This is a genomic window from Amycolatopsis sp. La24, from assembly GCF_029087445.1.
GTDB lineage: Bacteria > Actinomycetota > Actinomycetes > Mycobacteriales > Pseudonocardiaceae > Amycolatopsis > Amycolatopsis nivea.
The window spans coordinates 20912-36760 of sequence record NZ_JARACH010000019.1 but is presented as its reverse complement, the minus strand read 5'-3'; the positions used below and the strand labels follow the sequence as shown (position 1 = coordinate 36760).

At 68.7% G+C, this 15849-nt stretch carries 16 protein-coding genes; 9 read left to right on the top strand and 7 right to left on the bottom strand.

Going from position 1 to position 15849, the window contains the following annotated elements:
• Positions 1 to 312: 312 nt before the first annotated feature.
• Entirely contained in the window at positions 313 to 1521 is a 1209-nt protein-coding gene (locus tag PUT80_RS19470) for a PQQ-dependent sugar dehydrogenase (protein ID WP_275293091.1), read from the bottom strand.
• Between the two features lie 58 nt (positions 1522 to 1579).
• Between PUT80_RS19470 and PUT80_RS19465 the strand changes: the two genes are divergently transcribed.
• Both PUT80_RS19465 and PUT80_RS19460 read left to right on the top strand, forming a co-directional pair.
• Positions 1580 to 2488: a 2-hydroxyacid dehydrogenase gene (locus PUT80_RS19465; protein ID WP_275293037.1), complete on the top strand. Its 909-nt coding sequence runs from the start codon at positions 1580 to 1582 to the stop codon at positions 2486 to 2488.
• A gap of 105 nt (positions 2489 to 2593) precedes the next feature.
• On the top strand, positions 2594 to 3169 hold the full coding sequence (locus tag PUT80_RS19460; protein ID WP_134665599.1) for a DoxX family membrane protein: 576 nt from the start codon (positions 2594 to 2596) through the stop codon (positions 3167 to 3169).
• Positions 3170 to 3753: 584 nt separating this feature from the next.
• Here PUT80_RS19460 and ilvD read toward each other — a convergent pair.
• Both ilvD and PUT80_RS19450 read right to left on the bottom strand, forming a co-directional pair.
• Positions 3754 to 5598: a dihydroxy-acid dehydratase gene (ilvD, locus tag PUT80_RS19455; RefSeq protein ID WP_275293036.1), complete on the bottom strand. Its 1845-nt coding sequence runs from the start codon at positions 5596 to 5598 to the stop codon at positions 3754 to 3756.
• Positions 5599 to 5670: 72 nt separating this feature from the next.
• Positions 5671 to 6264 carry a PH domain-containing protein gene (locus PUT80_RS19450; RefSeq protein WP_275293035.1) on the bottom strand — a complete coding sequence of 198 codons (594 nt, stop codon included), beginning with the start codon at positions 6262 to 6264 and terminating at the stop codon, positions 5671 to 5673.
• A 324-nt stretch (positions 6265 to 6588) separates the two neighbouring features.
• Between PUT80_RS19450 and PUT80_RS19445 the strand changes: the two genes are divergently transcribed.
• The 4 genes from PUT80_RS19445 (at position 6589) to PUT80_RS19430 (ending at position 10399) form a co-directional block, all read left to right on the top strand.
• Entirely contained in the window at positions 6589 to 8475 is a 1887-nt protein-coding gene (locus tag PUT80_RS19445) for an acetolactate synthase large subunit (RefSeq protein WP_167756505.1), read from the top strand.
• The gene (gene ilvN, locus PUT80_RS19440) at positions 8472 to 8978 is read left to right on the top strand and encodes an acetolactate synthase small subunit (RefSeq protein WP_037811774.1); all 507 of its coding nucleotides are present in this window, start codon (positions 8472 to 8474) and stop codon (positions 8976 to 8978) included. Before PUT80_RS19445 ends, ilvN begins: the two co-directional genes overlap by 4 nt.
• A gap of 42 nt (positions 8979 to 9020) precedes the next feature.
• Positions 9021 to 10034, top strand: a complete 1014-nt coding sequence (gene ilvC, locus PUT80_RS19435; protein ID WP_037811773.1) for a ketol-acid reductoisomerase — start codon at positions 9021 to 9023, stop codon at positions 10032 to 10034.
• A gap of 101 nt (positions 10035 to 10135) precedes the next feature.
• Entirely contained in the window at positions 10136 to 10399 is a 264-nt protein-coding gene (locus PUT80_RS19430) for a DUF397 domain-containing protein (RefSeq protein ID WP_238607916.1), read from the top strand.
• Between the two features lie 147 nt (positions 10400 to 10546).
• Here the strand turns inward: PUT80_RS19430 and PUT80_RS19425 are convergent, their stop codons facing one another.
• Together PUT80_RS19425 and PUT80_RS19420 are read right to left on the bottom strand one after the other, a co-directional pair.
• On the bottom strand, positions 10547 to 11371 hold the full coding sequence (locus PUT80_RS19425; RefSeq protein WP_275293034.1) for a M55 family metallopeptidase: 825 nt from the start codon (positions 11369 to 11371) through the stop codon (positions 10547 to 10549).
• A gap of 238 nt (positions 11372 to 11609) precedes the next feature.
• Entirely contained in the window at positions 11610 to 12170 is a 561-nt protein-coding gene (locus PUT80_RS19420) for a TetR/AcrR family transcriptional regulator (RefSeq protein WP_275293033.1), read from the bottom strand.
• A 104-nt stretch (positions 12171 to 12274) separates the two neighbouring features.
• On the opposite strand from PUT80_RS19420, the gene PUT80_RS19415 reads away from it, so the two are divergent.
• The 3 genes from PUT80_RS19415 (at position 12275) to PUT80_RS19405 (ending at position 14617) form a co-directional block, all read left to right on the top strand.
• On the top strand, positions 12275 to 12814 hold the full coding sequence (locus PUT80_RS19415) for a cupin domain-containing protein (RefSeq protein WP_275293032.1): 540 nt from the start codon (positions 12275 to 12277) through the stop codon (positions 12812 to 12814).
• Positions 12815 to 12911: 97 nt separating this feature from the next.
• Positions 12912 to 13592, top strand: coding sequence for a HEAT repeat domain-containing protein (locus PUT80_RS19410; protein WP_275293031.1), 681 nt, complete (start codon positions 12912 to 12914; stop codon positions 13590 to 13592).
• A complete protein-coding gene (locus tag PUT80_RS19405) occupies positions 13586 to 14617 on the top strand; it encodes a HEAT repeat domain-containing protein (RefSeq protein WP_275293030.1) in 1032 nt (343 codons plus the stop codon). Before PUT80_RS19410 ends, PUT80_RS19405 begins: the two co-directional genes overlap by 7 nt.
• 288 nt (positions 14618 to 14905) lie before the next feature.
• On the opposite strand, the gene PUT80_RS19400 is transcribed toward PUT80_RS19405, so the two are convergent.
• Both PUT80_RS19400 and PUT80_RS19395 read right to left on the bottom strand, forming a co-directional pair.
• Entirely contained in the window at positions 14906 to 15355 is a 450-nt protein-coding gene (locus tag PUT80_RS19400; RefSeq protein ID WP_275293090.1) for a nuclear transport factor 2 family protein, read from the bottom strand.
• Positions 15336 to 15803 (bottom strand): nuclear transport factor 2 family protein, encoded by a 468-nt coding sequence (locus tag PUT80_RS19395; protein ID WP_275293029.1) that lies wholly within the window; start codon positions 15801 to 15803, stop codon positions 15336 to 15338. Before PUT80_RS19395 ends, PUT80_RS19400 begins: the two co-directional genes overlap by 20 nt.
• Positions 15804 to 15849: the final 46 nt, after the last annotated feature.

The window sequence follows — 15849 nt, the reverse complement described above, 5'->3', positions numbered from 1 at the left end:
GGCTCTTCGTGGGCTGGCTTCGGGGGATTCGCCGCTGGCTGGCGACGGTGCTTGGATCGGGAGTCGGCGCTTAGCGGATGGGGCGTTGAGCGGCGACGCATGCTCAGCCGGGAAGCGGGTTGGTGGATTCGCCGTTGAGCGGCGACTCTGGCCGGATTTCACGTCAGCTGGGCGCAGCGGGCCACGGCAAGCGGGCAACTCGAGCGGAAACAGAATGTCGCGTGACCGGGTCAGCTGTTGCCACTAAGTGGCTAACCGCAGGTCAGCTGGCCTATTGAACCCCGGGAAAGGCGCTACCCGGCACGTCCGGTGTCAGTCCTTGCCCGGACCGCCGCCCGTGTCGCTCATCACGATCAGGACCACGCGGTCGTCGCTGGAGACCGGTTTGCCGCCGTCCTTGTTGACGGTTCCGGCGACGGCCAGCTGAGGGTTGATCATGCTCATGGCGGAGAGCCGGCCGTACGTCGTGGCGGCCTTGCTTTTGCCGTCGAGGGTGACCGTCGGCTTGCCGGTGACCGCGCCGTCCTTGTTGACCGGCACGTTCTGCATGCCGGTGGACGACGCGATGCCGAGGATGCCGTTCGCATCGACGAAATCGACGCAGCCGCCGAGAGTGGGCTTGTCCTGCCAGGTCCACGCGGGTGTGTTGAGGGGCTGCCCGGGCTGCAGGCGGTACACGGCGTCCGGGCCGTTGGCCGGGTGATCCGTCACCCACGTGCGCTTCCCGTCGGACGAACGGCAGATGCCGCCGGGGGAGTGCAGGCCGGCTGCGTAGACGGCCGATCCGGACGTGGGATTGCCGGTGGCCGGCTTCCCGGACACGTCGATGCGCAGGACCTTGCCTGCCAGGGAATTCGGGTCCGCAGCTGCGGCTGGGTTGCCGGCGTCGCCGGTCGCGACGAGCAGCGCGCCGCTTCCGTCGCTGGCCAGCGCGCCGCGATTGCCGGTCGGGCCCTTCGGGATTCCGGTCAGCACCGGCTTCGGGGCCTGGCCCTTCGCGAAGCGCACGACTCGGTTGTCCGACGCAGTGGTGACGTACGCGAAGACCAGCTGATCCTCGACATAACTCGGCGACAGCGCCAGGCTGGTGAGCCCTCCGTCGCCGTCGGCCTGGACGTCCAGTTGCGCGAACGACGTCGCGTCATGTCCGGAGCTGGCCAGCATCACCCGGCCGGTTTTCCGTTCACCGGCGAGAGCGGCGGGTGCGGAACCTTCGCCGGGAAGTCCGGCGACGGCGGCGACTGTGTCCAGGCAGGTGGCGATGACGGCCTTGTCGAAGTCCTTGCAGCCCTGCGGAGGCGGAACCGGCGAGGGCGGCGCTTGCGCGGGGCCGTTTCGGGGACCGCTGCCGGGGCCGTCGCCGTGCTCCTGGACGTGCGGCGGCGATTCCGGGCTCGGCACCGGCGCGGGGGTGAACGTCTGGCCGGCGGCGGTGTCGTCGAACCGGGCGCAGCCGGAAAGCACGAGGCCGCCGCAGGCGAGGAGGGCCAGCGGCGCCGACCACCGGAACCGGGTACGCATGATGCCCCAGCCTAGGTGGCGCGGCGTGAGCCACTGGTAAGTGGTTACCGTGGTGATCATGACAGTCACCGTGCTGGTCCCGGACGACGAGGGCGTCGCCGTGCTGTCCGAAATCCCCCTCGTCCACGCGGTGCGCTACGAATGGGGCCGCCCGTTGCCGCCGGAGGCTGCGAAAGCCGAGGTGCTCGTCCCGGCCATGGATTCGGCGGGCGACGACATCTGGAGCGATCTGCCGAACCTCAAGCTGGTCCAGCTCCTGACCGCCGGCGCGGAAGACTGGGTCGGCCGCGTCCCGGACGGCGTGCTGTTGTCCACCTGCCGCGGCGCGCACGGCGGCAGCATGGCGGAGTGGGTCGTCGGCGTCCTGTTGTCGATGTATCGGAACCTGGACGTTTACGCGGCGGCGCAGCGGGCTGGGCGATGGGAGCAGTTGCCGTCGGACACTCTGCAGGGCCAGCGCGTATTGATCGTCGGGGCTGGGGACGTCGGACGGCAGTTGCGGCGGCGGTTGGAGCCGTTCGACGTCCGCTGCACGATGGTCGGGATGTCGGCGCGTGAGGGCGTGCACGGTGTCGATGAGTTACCGGAACTGCTGCCGCACCACGATGTGGTGGTCATGATGGTCCCCCTCACGTCGCGGACGCGGGGGATGGTCGACGCTGATTTCCTCGCGGCGATGCGTGACGGCGCGGTGTTGGTCAATGCTGCTCAAGGGCCTGTTGTGGTTACCGACGCGCTCGCGGCGGAGCTGGTGGCGGGAAGGCTTCGCGCCGCGCTCGACGTGACCGATCCCGAGCCATTGCCGGACGGCCATCCGTTGTGGACGGCGCCCGGTTTCGTGCTGACGCCGCACGTCGCCGGAGCGGTGCGGGGCGTCCGGCGGCGCGCTTATTTGGTGGCTGCCGCGGAAATCGCCCGGTACGCTGGCGGAGAGCTACCTGGCAATCTCGTGCGCGGCGAATACTGATCATTTCCCGGATGTCGGCATGGCACTCAGGGTGAACCCTGAAAGAGCCCCTGACCTCGGCGTGCTCGCTCGCGGGCCACGGCTGAATCCCCTAATCTTCGCCGCGTGACCACTCAAGGGGACGACTACCAGACCAGCGTGCTGTCCGGTGTCGAGGACTCTGCCGGCAACGACTACGACGAACCGCGGCAGGGCGGTCTCGGCTTCGGCCTGCTCGTCTTGCGCCTGGGGCTCGGCGTGATCATGGGTGCGCACGGCCTGCAGCATCTGTTCGGCGCTTTCGGCGGACCGGGCGTCGGCGGGTTCGCGCACGTGCTCGAGATGTTCGGGTACCACAAACAGACGACGCTGCTGTCCTGGATCACCGGCATCACCGAGGTCGCGGGCAGTGCGCTGCTGATCGTCGGCCTCTTCACCCCGCTCGCCGCGGCGGGGCTGCTGGGTGTGGCCGCGAACATCGTCTACGCGAAGTTCCACGGAGGCTTCTTCGAGGGTGCCGGTCAGGGCTGGGAGTACGAGCTGCTCCTGGGCCTGTGCGCGCTGACGCTGATCTTCACCGGCGCGGGCACCATCTCGCTGGAGCGGAACACGCCGTGGCGGAAACGGCCGCTGCCGCTGGGGTTCATCTCGTTGCTGCTGGCGGCGGCCGCGTCTGTGGTGGTCATCGTTCTGACTCGCTGACCCGGCCGGGGCCTGCGTCGCTGACTGCGCGGAGGACGCAACGGTGGGGTTGGTGGGCTCGGGTCGTTGACCAGACCGCTCAGGTGTTGCCGTTTAGTGGCGAATGCCTGGTCGGGGCCGCAATCCGAGGTTCGCTGGACTCGCTCGTGAGTGGCGGCAGTAGACGTGGGTGCCGCGGCTGGAGCTTGGCGCGCGGGTGGGCGGTCCGTGGCCGTTGAGCGGCGAATCGTGCCGCTCGGGGGCCTTGGGCTGGCGAGAGCGAGTGTTCGCCGTTTGGCGGCGAATGTTGCTGCCTGGCGACTCGGGCAGGCCGGAGCGACTGCTCGCCGTTGAGTGGCGATTCGCGTTGACCCCGGGGTGGGTTGGGCTGGTCAGGGGAGCGGTCGCCGTTGAGTGGCGAATGGGGCGGACCGGGGGACTCGGGCCAGCCGCGGTAACCGTTGGCCGTTTAGCGGCGAATTGTGTCGGCCGGGACCGTCGGCGGCGCAATTCGGGATTGCGGCGGTGGAAGCCGACTGGCCGAGATACGGAAAAGGGGCCCGCGCACCACGCGCGGGCCCCTTCCGGCAAAGCGAACAGCAGGATCAGCGGTTCGGGTCCCGGACCGCGCCGGTGTCGGCCGACGTGGCCATTCGGGCGTAGGCCCGCAGCGCCGAGGTGATCGGGCGTTCCCGGTCCTTCGGCTGCCACGGACGCTCCGAAGCCTCCATCTTCGCCCGCCGTTCGGCCAGAACTTCCGGTTCGACCAGCAGCTCGAGCCGGCGCTCGTGGACGTCCAGGACGATCTGGTCGCCGTTCTCGACCAGGCCGATCAGTCCGCCCGCGGCAGCTTCCGGCGAGATGTGCCCGACCGAGATGCCCGAGGAGCCGCCGGAGAAGCGGCCGTCGGTGATCAGGGCGCATTTCTTGCCGAGGCCGGATCCCTTGAGGAACGCCGTCGGGTGCAGCATTTCCTGCATGCCGGGACCGCCCGCCGGGCCCTCGTAGCGGATGACCAGCACTTCGCCCGGCTGGATCTCCTTCTTGAGGATCGCCGACACGGCTTCCTCCTGGCTTTCCAGCACCCGCGCCGGGCCCTGGAAGTGCCACAGCTCTTCGTCGATGCCCGCGGACTTGATCACGGCGCCGTTCTCGGCCAGGTTGCCGCGCAGGATCGCGAGGCCGCCGTCCTTCGTGTAGGCGTGTTCGACGTCGCGGATGCAACCGCCAGCGGCATCGGTGTCCAGCGACGACCAGCGGTTTTCCGTCGAGAACGCCTCGGTGGTCCGGACCCCGCCCGGGGCAGCGTGGAACAGCTCCAGCGCCTTCTCCGACGGAGACTCGGCGCGGATGTCCCACTCGTTCAGCCACGTCGCGATGTCCGGCGCGTGGACCGCGTGCACGCCGGTGTTCAGCAGGCCGCCGCGGTACAGCTCGCCCAGGATCGCGGGGATTCCGCCGGCCCGGTGGACGTCTTCCATGTGATAGTCGGAGTTCGGCGCGACCTTCGACAGGCACGGCACCCGCCGTCCGATGGCGTCGATGTCGCTGATCGTGAAGTCGACCTCGCCCTCCTGCGCGGCGGCGAGGATGTGCAGCACGGTGTTCGTCGACCCGCCCATGGCCATGTCGAGCGCCATCGCGTTCTCGAACGCCTCCTTGGTGGCGATCGAACGCGGCAACGCCGACTCGTCATCGTCGCCGTACCAGCGCTTGCACAGCTCGACCACCGTGCGTCCGGCGTTGGAGAACAGTTCGCGGCGAGCCGCGTGCGTCGCGAGCGTGGAACCGTTGCCCGGCAACGACAAGCCCAGCGCTTCGGTGAGGCAGTTCATCGAGTTCGCGGTGAACATGCCGGAGCAGGAACCGCAGGTCGGACAGGCGGAGCGCTCGACCTCGGACAGACCGGCCTCGTCGACTGCGGAGTTCGCGGAGGCCGCGATGGTGGTGATCAAGTCGGTCGGGGCGTGCGCGACGCCTTCGACGACCACTGCCTTGCCGGCTTCCATCGGACCGCCGGAGACGAACACGGTCGGGATGTTGAGCCGCATCGCAGCGTTGAGCATGCCCGGCGTGATCTTGTCGCAGTTGGAGATGCACACCAGCGCGTCGGCCTGATGCGCGTTGACCATGTACTCCACCGAGTCGGCGATGATCTCGCGCGAGGGCAGCGAGTAGAGCATGCCCGAGTGGCCCATCGCGATGCCGTCGTCGACCGCGATCGTGTGGAACTCGCGCGCGATGCCGCCTGCTTCGGCGACCGCCTCGGCGACGATCTCGCCGAGGTCCTTGAGGTGCACGTGGCCGGGCACGAACTGGGTGTAGGAGTTGGCGATGGCGACGATCGGCTTGCCGAAATCGCTGTCGGTCATTCCGGTCGCACGCCAGAGCGAGCGTGCGCCCGCCGCGTTGCGACCGTGGGTGGTGGTCCGGGAACGGAGGTGCGGCACGGCATTCTCCCAGGTCAGAAGGCTGAACCAGGCGGAGGGGAACTACGGCTCCGCAAACTGGTCCTACCAATTCTACTCGGCGGGTTTGCCGCTGCCGCCGCCGGTCCGTTCCGCGTCGGCGGAAGGCTCCGGTTCGGCGGGCCCGGGGGAGGGCTCGGGAGAGGGCTCCGGCGCGGGTTCCTCAGCGGGTTCCTCAGCAGCGTCCGGCGCGGTCTCGGCGGCGGCCGGTTTGCGACCGGTGAGCTCCTCGTCGCTCAGCACGCCGGACGGGTCCTGGATCTTGCCCTCGCTCACCAGCGCCAGTACCGGAAGGTGCCGCGTCCGCACCGTGGGAAGACTGACCTGCGTGTCGTCGCCGAGGACCGCGCGCACGCGGGCCTTGTTCGTGATCGCCAGGCCCTTGAGCGACGACCACGGCAGGTCGCGCTTGCCGAAGACGGTCCGGATGTGGAGTCCTTCGCGGGTCGCGACGGTGCGCGTGCGCGCGACGAACACGAGCAGCGCGAGCGGGAAGACGTACAGCCACTGGAATCCGCCGATCTCGCCCAGTGCGATCGGTGTCACACAGACGGTCAGCAGACCGATCGCGAGATACGCCGTGGTCGGGATCCGGAACACGGCCTTCCGGCCCTCGTCCGCACGCTGGTCCTGCTGTTTCTTGGCCACGCAGGAATGGTGCACCGACGCCGGGAGTGACCTGCGTCCGGGTCGCGCGGGAGCAGTACTGGCCGTCCACGATGCGGAACCGCCGTCCCGTAGAGTTGACACTCGCCCGGGCGCGCGACTAACGTCGGGGCCGTGATTACGCAGACCGGTCTCGTACTTCCCCAGCGCGCCGACGCTTAGGAAGAGTCCTCTGCGTCGACGCGCGACCCTCGTGCGACCTTACGGTCGGCGAGGGTTTTTTGTTGCGTGAAACCGGTTCCCCGACCGGAAGTACGGCCCAGACAACCCGAACGAGTGACACCGAGAACCCACGAGGCAGAACCGATGACCAGTGCCACGTCGCGCAGCGACGCGAAGCCCGGGCCGACCGCGCCCGGTGTCCCAGGAGCACGTCCGAAGCCCGCCCCGCCGGCGGGTACGCCGGTGCGCGTCACCGGCGCGCAGTCGCTTGTCCGCTCGCTCGAGGCGGTCGGCGCGGAGGTCGTGTTCGGCATTCCGGGTGGCACCATCCTTCCCGCCTACGACCCGTTGCTCGACTCGACGAAGGTCCGCCACGTCCTCGTCCGCCACGAGCAGGGCGCCGGACACGCCGCCACCGGGTACGCCCAGGCGACCGGCAAGGTCGGCGTCTGCATGGCCACCTCGGGTCCGGGAGCCACGAACCTCGTCACTCCGCTGGCCGACGCCAACATGGACTCGGTTCCGGTCGTCGCCATCACCGGGCAGCAGTCGCGCGCCCTGATCGGCACCGACGCGTTCCAGGAAGCCGACATCTGCGGCATCACCATGCCGATCACCAAGCACAACTTCCTCGTCACCGACCCGGCGGAGATCCCGCGGGCGATCGCCGAGGCGTTCCACCTGGCCGCGACCGGACGACCGGGCCCGGTGCTGGTGGACATCCCCAAGGACGTGCTGCAGGAGATGACCTCGTTCTCCTGGCCGCCCGAACTGCGGCTGCCCGGCTACCGCCCGACGCTGCGTCCGCACGGCAAGCAGGTCCGCGAGGCCGCGAAGCTGATCGCGCAGGCCCAGCGGCCGGTGCTGTACGTCGGCGGCGGCGTGATCAAGGCCGAGGCGTCCGAGCAGCTGCGCGAACTCGCCGAGCTGACCGGCATCCCGGTCGCCACCACGCTGATGGCGCGCGGCGCGTTCCCGGACTCGCACCGCCAGCACGTCGGCATGCCCGGCATGCACGGGTCCGTCGCCGCGGTCGCTTCGATGCAGCGCGCTGACCTGCTGGTCGCGCTCGGCGCCCGGTTCGACGACCGGGTCACCGGCCAGCTGTCGTCGTTCGCGCCGGACGCGAAGATCGTCCACGCGGACATCGACCCGGCCGAGATCTCCAAGAACCGCAAGGCGGACGTGCCGATCGTCGGCGACTGCAAGGAGATCATCGGCGAGCTGATCGAAGCGGTGAAGACCGAGTTCGACCGCGCCCGTCCCGACCTGAGCGACTGGTGGACGCAGGTCGACTCGTGGCGCGAGGACTACCCGGCGGGCTACGAATGGCCCGACGACGGTTCGCTGTCGCCGCAGTACGTCATCGAGCGGATCGGCGAGCTGGTCGGCCCGGACGCGGTGTACGCCGCGGGCGTCGGGCAGCACCAGATGTGGGCCGCGCAGTTCGTGAAGTACGAGAAGCCGCGCACCTGGATCAACTCCGGCGGCCTCGGCACCATGGGCTTCGCCGTCCCGGCCGCGATGGGCGCGCAGTTCGGCCTCCCGGACACGCAGGTGTGGGCGATCGACGGCGACGGCTGCTTCCAGATGACCAACCAGGAACTCGCCACCTGCGCCATCGAGGGCGCGCCGATCAAGGTCGCCGTGATCAACAACGGCAACCTCGGCATGGTCCGCCAGTGGCAGAACCTGTTCTACTCCGAGCGGTACTCCAACACCGACCTCGGCACGCACAAGCACCGCATCCCGGACTTCACGCTGCTGGCCGAGGCGCTCGGCTGTGCGGGCCTGCGCTGCGAGGCCAAGGAAGACGTCGACGCGACGATCCGGCGCGCGATGGAAATCAACGACCGCCCCGTCGTGATCGATTTCGTCGTGGGGAAGGATGCCCAGGTGTGGCCGATGGTCGCCGCGGGCACCGGGAACGACGAGATCATGGCCGTCCGCGGCATCCGGCCGCTGTTCGACGACGACGAGGTTTCGCAGGAAGCCGCCGAGGCCGCGGCCGCGGAGGGAGAACAAGCATGACTGTCCACACGCTGAGCGTGCTGGTCGAGAACAAGCCCGGTGTGCTCGCCCGGGTCTCGGGACTGTTCTCCCGCCGCGGCTTCAACATCGAGTCCCTTGCTGTCGGGCCCACGGAGAACCCCGAGGTGTCCCGGATGACGATCGTGGTCGCCGTTGAGGAGCTACCGCTCGAACAGGTGACCAAACAGCTCAACAAGCTGGTGAACGTGATCAAGATCGTCGAGCTGGAAACTGGCAGCGCGGTGCAGCGCGAACTGCTGCTCGTGAAGGTCAGGGCCGACGCCACCGTGCGCAGCCAGGTCCTCGAGACCGTCCAGCTCTTCCGCGCCAAGGTAGTGGACGTCTCGCCGGAGGCGCTCACCGTCGAGGCGACCGGGACGTCGGACAAGATCGGCGCGCTGCTGCGGATGCTGGAGCCGTACGGCATCCGCGAACTCGTCCAGTCCGGCATGGTCGCGGTGGGCCGCGGGGCCCGCTCGATCACCGCCGCTTCTCCCCGCTGAACCTCAGATTTCGTGTAAGTACGGAAGGAAGTAGTACCCCCCATGGCAGTGGAAATCTTCTACGACGACGACGCCGACCTGTCGATCATCCAGGGTCGCAAGGTCGCCGTGATCGGCTACGGCAGCCAGGGCCACGCGCACTCGCTCAGCCTGCGCGACTCGGGCGTCGACGTCCGGATCGGCCTTCAGGAGGGGTCCAAGTCCCGGGCGAAGGCCGAGGAGCAGGGCCTGCGCGTGCTGTCGGTCGCCGAGGCGGCCGCCGAGGCCGACGTGATCATGATCCTCGCGCCGGACACGAAGCAGCGCTTCATCTACGAAGAGCACATCGCGCCGAACCTCAAGGACGGCGACGCGCTCTTCTTCGGCCACGGCTTCAACATCCGGTACGAGCTGATCAAGCCGCCGGCGAACGTCGACGTCGCGATGGTCGCCCCGAAGGGCCCGGGCCACCTGGTCCGCCGCCAGTTCGTGGACGGCAAGGGCGTGCCCTGCCTGATCGCGGTCGAGCAGGACGCTTCGGGCAACGCCCAGGCGCTCGCGCTCTCCTACGCCGCGGCGATCGGCGGCGCGCGGGCCGGCGTCATCAAGACGACCTTCACCGAGGAGACCGAGACCGACCTCTTCGGCGAGCAGGCCGTGCTGTGCGGCGGCGCGTCCGCGCTGGTGCAGACCGGTTTCGAGGTGCTCACCGAGGCGGGCTACGCCCCGGAGATCGCGTACTTCGAGGTGCTGCACGAGCTGAAGCTGATCGTCGACCTCATGTACGAGGGCGGCATCGCGCGCCAGCGCTACTCCATCTCCGACACCGCCGAGTACGGCGACCTCACCCGCGGCCCGCGCGTCATCTCGCCGGCCGTCAAGGAGGAGATGAAGAAGATCCTGGGCGAGATCCAGGACGGCACCTTCGCCCGCGAGTGGGTCGCCGAGGACGAGGCCGGCCGGCCGAACTTCACGAAGCTCGAGGAGCAGGGCAACCAGCACCCGATCGAGAAGACCGGCAAGAAGCTCCGCGACCTCATGTCGTGGGTGGACCGGCCGATCACCGAGACCGCCTGACGGTTTTTCTTGGCAGGAGGCCCCTGCCGTCCGTTCGCCGGACGGCAGGGGCCTCTTTTCGTTCCAAGGCGTTGCCGCTGAATGGCGGATACGCTGTGGCGATGAGCCGCCCGACCGACGACAAGGCGCACATCCGGCACGAACTCGACCTCACCGGCGTCACCTGGATCCGCGCCGAACCGGCGGGCGCGACCCTGGAGCATTGCGCGGAGTACGCATTCGTCCCGCACTCGGACGGGGTGACCTACGTGGCCATCCGGCAGCCGACCGACCCGGACGGTGCGGTGCTCGTGTTCACGCCTTCGGAATGGGACGCGTTCACGCGCGGGGTTCGGGACGGCGAGTTCGAACTGCCGGAGTCGTAGGGTTTTTCGCGGCCCTTGCTGACCGGGAAACCGGCCTCCCTGCTTGGGGGCGGCTGTTGCCGTTTAGTGGCGAATCTGTGGTTAGCGGCGTGATTGCCCAGGTCAGAGGTTCGAGCGCGGCTGCGCGGTCGGGTCTGGCTGTCCGGGTCAGACGGCTCCGAGCGTCGCGATGAGTTCGATGACCTGGTAGGCAGTCGGGAAGTCCGGTGCCCGGTAGCGGAGGGTGCGGCCGTCGGCGAGTTCCATTCCCGGCACCAGCAGCGCGTGTTCGGTCATCCGGGGTCGGTGCACCTGGACTTCCAGGTCGACCGGGCCGTCAAAGCGCAGCGGCCGGACGTCCTCCCGGCCGGCCAGCGCTTCGGGTACCGCGTGCTCGATTTGGTCGCACGCCTCGTCGGGATGCAGCATCGCGGCCGCGCCCGCACCCAGCGCGCGTTTGACCACCACGGAGTGAATGCCCGGGGCGACTTCGGCCGCCTCAGCGGCCACGGTGTCATCGCCGCTGGCCAGCACCGGCGGCGCGCCGTAGTGCGCCGCGAGCGCGGTGTTCAGCCCGATTTCGCCCAACGAACGGCCATTGCAACGGACGTCCGCGATGGTCCCGCCGGAGATGGTGTGCGCCATGACCGAGCGGGGCGTGCCGGCTTTGCCGTGGTAGCCGATGAACAGGACCGCGTCCGTATTCTCGGCCAATCCCGCCATCATCCCGCCAGGCTTGGGTGTGCCGCGGAGCAATTCGGCGCGTCGGTCCAGCAGTTCGGGCAGAAGGTTCCGGAAGCTCGCGTGCGCCTCGGTGACCTGGACGTGCGCGGCTGCGTCATACGCGAATACGCCGCGGACGGCTGCGTTGGCCTCCGCGGTGAGCAGCTTGCGGTTGCGTTCGTATTCGCTGTGCCCGGGAATGACCTCTTCGCCGTGGACTACTCCGGCGATTCCCTCCATGTCGACCGAGACGAGCACCCGCATCTCCATCACGCCCTTCTTGGCGACACATGGTCAGGAATGCCACCTTATCGAGCGATTCCGTGCACGGGTCGCGATCGGCCGCCTCGCGTTTGGCGGGATTCTCGGGTCTCCGGATGTTCGGTCGATCGCGAGTTTCGCCGATTCGCGGCTACTCCGATCTCGCCGGACCAGATTCGTGTCCCGTCGGATTCGCCACTGGGAGGCCAATGCTGCAGCGGCCGGTGCGGTGCGCGCGGGCTGGCCCTCAGGACGGCAGGAAGATCGCCGCCGCCGCGTCGGCAAGTGCGTCGGGACTTGGCGAGTCCGCCTCGGTTTGGGCCAGGTGCAGCAGCCCGAGAATGGCCGCGTAAGCGACTCGCGCCCGATGCGCCGCCTGATCCGGCGGGAAGCCGAGTTCGAGATACGTGCTGGTCAGAAGGTTGAGTCGGGCTTGGTTGACGCGGCCGACCGCGTTCTTGACCCGCGGGTCGTTGCGATCGCCGAGCAGGCTCAGGTGTACCGACGGGGCCAACGGCTGGACGGCGCGCACGACGGCGGTGAGCAGTTCGCGCAGCCGTTGCCGCGGATCGGCGATTGCGGCGTACTCGGCGAGCCCCGCTTCGCCGTGGTTTCGCCCCCAATCGGCGAGAGCCGCGGTGATCAGCTCGTCCCGGTTGCGGAAGTGCGCGTAGAAACTGCCCTTGGTCACGCCGAGCGTCCGCGCGAGCGGCTCGACTCCGACCGCGGCCAGTCCGCCGTCCGCGATCGCCTTCAGCGCGGCCCGCGTCCAGTCCTGGGCGGACAGCCGGGGCGAATCGTTCACCATGCGCGGAGGATACGCCACCGTATTGACGGCCCTGTCCGCGCTGGATACGGTGGCGTATCCATGCGCAGCCGTATCCATACGCTGCCGTACTGAGGGGCGAAGAGATGGCACACGCGAAGGTTCGCCGAGTGGTCACCGGGCACGACTCCGACGGCAAGGCCCGGGTGGTCGCCGATGGCACCGTCGAGCCGATCACCTCCGGCTTGATGCCGGGCTGCGCGATCTACCGGCTGTGGGGCAGGGACGAGCGACCGGCATTTCCCGACAACGGCTCGCCAGGTCAGGCCGAGGCGTATTACCCGCCGCGGGACGGTTCGCGGTTCATGATCAACACGATCGCGCCTGGCGAACTGACCCCGGCGCGGGATCTCGACGTGACGGCAGCCTGGGAAGAACTGGAGCGACAGGCACCGGGCGCGGCCGCCGCAATGGAGCCGGACGTACCGGGCATGCACACCACCGACACCCTCGATTACGTCCTGGTCGTCTCGGGCGAGGTCACGTTGGAGCTGGACGACGGGGAGCAGACGGTCTTGCGGACAGGCGACGTCGTCGTCCAGAACGGCACGCGGCACGCTTGGCGAAACCACGGCACCGAACCGTGCACGATCGTGGGCGTCGCTGTCGGTGCGGATCGGACGTAGGCCGGATTCGCCACTGAGCGGCGACAGCTCCTTTTGCCCGCCGCGTTTGACATTGACATTGTGACAAGGTCTTCACTGGTCGGCGGAGGTGATCCCGATGAACTCGACCCAGATGAATTCCCAGCTCACACGGCTGATCGAGGCGTTGGGCGCCGGGGACTCGTCGACGCGGCTGCAGGCCGCACTGACGATCGGAACGCGCCCGGACGGCCCTGGTCTCGTCGAGACGCTCGTCGCACGGTGCGCGATCGAGCCGGACTTTTACGTGCGCGACATGCTCACTTGGGCGTTGACCCGGTTCCCGGCAGGGGACACGGTGCCGCGGCTTCTCGCGGAGCTGCGGTCGCCGGTGGCGCAGGCCCGGAGCCAGTCGCTGCACACGTTGTCCAAAATCGGCGACCGGAACGTGTGGCCAGCGATCACCCGATCGTTGCTGTGCGACGCCGACGACGAGGTCGCGAGAAGCGCATGGCGGGCAGCTGTCGTCCTGGTGCCGGACGGGGACAAGCCCGGGCTGGCGGCTGAACTGGCGACACAGCTCGGTCGCGGTGACCGAACCCTGCAGCTCAGCCTCAGCCGGGCGCTGGTCGCGCTCGGCCCCACGATCGAGCCGGTGCTGGAGGCCGCAGTGACGAGTACCGACCCGGATGTTCGGGCGCACGCTGTTGCCACAGAGCGGCTGCTTCGCGACCCGGACGCCGGTTTCGACCAAGCCGTGGACGAGGCGAAACGGATTGTCGCACTCGGTCCGGAACGGGCTCGGGAAACCGCGTGCTGATCGGCGAGGTCGCCCGCCGCTCGGGGGTGAGTACCCGGATGCTCCGGCACTACGACGCTCTCGGGCTGGTGCGGCCGACCGGCCGCACCGTGGGCGGCTATCGCGAATACTCCGCCGACGACATCCGCCGGATCTTCCACGTGGAGAGCCTCCGGTCGCTCGGGATGTCGCTGCGGCAGATCGGCCGGGCGCTGGAAGATCCCGCTTTCGTGCCGTCGGAGCTGGTCGGCGACCTCATCCGGCGGACCGAAGACCGGCTGAAGCGGGAACAGGAGCTGCTCGACCGGCTCCGCGCGGTCGATGCCTCGGCACCCTCCGGATGGGAGGGTGCCTTGCGCATCGTCGAATTGCTGCGCGGGCTCAGTTCACCGGGTGCCGCGCGTCGACAGCAGACCGTCCTGGCTCCGGCCGACGATGTTCCGGTCCCCGCGGAAGTGCTGGCTAGGGCGATCCTCACTGAATCCGACCCGAACGTCGCCGGCGCACTCCGGTGGGCCCTCGCCCGGACCGACGGCGACGGTGTGGCGAATGTGGCGTCGGGTCTCCGCTCGGAGGACGCGGACGTCCGCCGACGCGCGATTCTGGCACTCATCGAGTTGCCCGGCGACGAGGCGACCGCGGTGTTGATGGACGCGCTCGCCGGTTCCGATCCTGCGGTCCGTCGGCATGCGGCGCTCGCTCTGGGCGCGCGCGGTGTGGAGGAGGCTGTGCCGACGCTCGTCGAAATGGTCGTTGAGGGGCGAAACGACGTCGAGGCGGCTGAGGTTTTGGGCGCGCTGGCGGACGGGGGCGCGGACGACATTGTCGGCGCGTTGGTCGATGCGTCGGCGGCGCATCCTGCGGATTCAGCGGTGCGGATCCGGTTGACGCAGGCGCTCGCGGAGATGCCGGGGACGCTCGCGCGCGAGGCGTTGCAGCAACTGGCGGGGGATGGGGACCGGGCGGTGGCGTTGGTGGCTTCGGCTTTGGTGAAGGTTGTTGAAGAGCGTGAGGATGTTGGTGGTGAGGGCTCGGGAAGTACCTAGGCGGGTGCCGGTGGTTGGCGGAGATTCAGTGGGTTGAAGCTGGTCAGGGGGCATTTGCCATTTAATGGCGAAAGTTGATCTGGGGTGACTTGCCGTTCAGCGGCGACCGGCGCGGCCGGTGGGGCGGCGGCTGTTGCCGCTTAATGGCAACGATGGGTTTCGATGCTTGATTGGCTGCGTCGGGATGTTGGTTCGCCGTTGAGTGGCGAATCTTGTGGCGAGCCGCCGTGGTGGCTGTGGATAGCGTGGGGGTTGCCGTTCAGCGGCGAGAGGCTGGAGGTGTTGCCGTTATTCGGCGACGCGGGCGATGAGGTCCGGCAGGCGTCCGGTGGCTGCGGCCAGGGCGAGGTGGTCACCGTAGTCGCGGGATTCGATGATCTGGCCGTCTCGGACGCGCATGACGAAGATGTTGTTCACCTGGAACGGAGTCCCGGAGCTGGTTTCGCCTACGTAGGTCGATTCGCCGATGACGACTTCGGGGTTGGTGCTCAAGTGGAGCACTAAGTCGGTCACCTCGATGCGGAAGGCTGCTGCGGCACCGGCGGCGAAGTGGGCTCGCAGGTCGTCTCGGGTGCGGAGGACAGGGGCGCCGGGCAGGAACGGGTGGCGGACGTCGGTTTTTGCCGCATAGAGGTCGGGGAGTTCGGACCAGCGTCCGCCGGCGACGCCGAAGACGACTCGTTGGAATACGCCTTCGCGGCTGTTCGGGGAGAAGAGTTCAGCCGGGCGCGGAGCGATGGGGCGTGGTTCGTAAGCGGGCGCTTGGGCGTATGCCGCGGTCTAGGCCGGCGGTCGCGTTTTGGATCGAGGCCAGGCGTAGGTAGTCGTGATAGTCGCGGGTGTGCGTAAGGAGTCCGTCGCGGGCGCGGAGGACTTGGATGTTGGCGGTCTCGGTGGTCCGGCCGGTTTTTAGCGATTCGGCGGTGTACTGGTATTCGGCCACGATGACCTCGGGGTCGGCGGTGTCGTGAATGGTCACGTCGTGGCGTTTGAGGCGAAGGGTTTGGCCCAGGCCGCTGACGAAACGGTCGTGCACTGCGGCTCGGCCTTCCAAGCGTCCGGGCCTGGGGACTGCGGTGGGGTGTTCCACGATGGTGTCTTCGGAGTAGAGGCGTGCGAGGTCGGCGAAGCGGCCGTCGGTGATTCCGGTGGAGAGCTGGTCGAAAAGGTCGCGTGCAGTCGGCATGAGGGTCTCCGCGGGGTCGGTTAACCGGAGTCTGTAGTCCGTTACG